Source organism: Streptomyces pathocidini (genome assembly GCF_001418495.1).
Taxonomy (GTDB): Bacteria; Actinomycetota; Actinomycetes; order Streptomycetales; family Streptomycetaceae; genus Streptomyces; species Streptomyces pathocidini.
Map to the genome: position 1 here is coordinate 1 of NZ_LIQY01000044.1, position 533 is coordinate 533.

1 protein-coding gene is annotated in these 533 nt (G+C 72.6%); it reads right to left on the bottom strand.

Annotated elements, in window-relative coordinates; all coding sequences use genetic code 11:
- Positions 1-258: 258 nt before the first annotated feature.
- Positions 259-533 (bottom strand): FHA domain-containing protein (locus AOK16_RS27920; protein WP_240483336.1); only part of this gene is annotated, 275 nt, incomplete at its 5' end.

Here is a 533-nt window from a genome sequence, read left to right on the forward strand (position 1 = left end):
CGCCCCCCGCGGAGCCCGCACAAATACCCTGCCGTCCCGCCAGACCCAGAACTCCCCCTCCTCCCCTCGAACCAGCTCAGGCGCCTCGACCGGAACCTCGCCGCGCTCCAGAGCCTCCCGGACCGCAACCATCGCGGCCCGCCGAGCCCTGAATCCGGCGGAACCTTTCCTGGCCATACCCCCATGGTCCCTCGCGCCCGATCCGTACGCACGGGTAGCTTGCGGCCCATCGGCGGGCCCGGGGTCGATCAGCCCGGGTCAGCGGGCCGCCAGGCGGAACGTGACCCGGCCGAAGGTCACCAGGTCGCCCGCGCGGACCACCGCCCGCCCCGTAACCCGCCGGTTGTTCACCCACGTTCCGTTCGTGGAGCCGAGGTCCTTGAGGACCCAGATCCCGCCTTCCCGGGACAGCTGGGCATGCACGCGCGAGACCGTGTCGTCGTTCAGGCGGAGGCCGCTCGCGGGGTCGCGCCCTATGCGGAGGGGGTACGAGCTGGGCTCGGGGAGCATCAGCTTCGGCAGCCGCTCGGCCA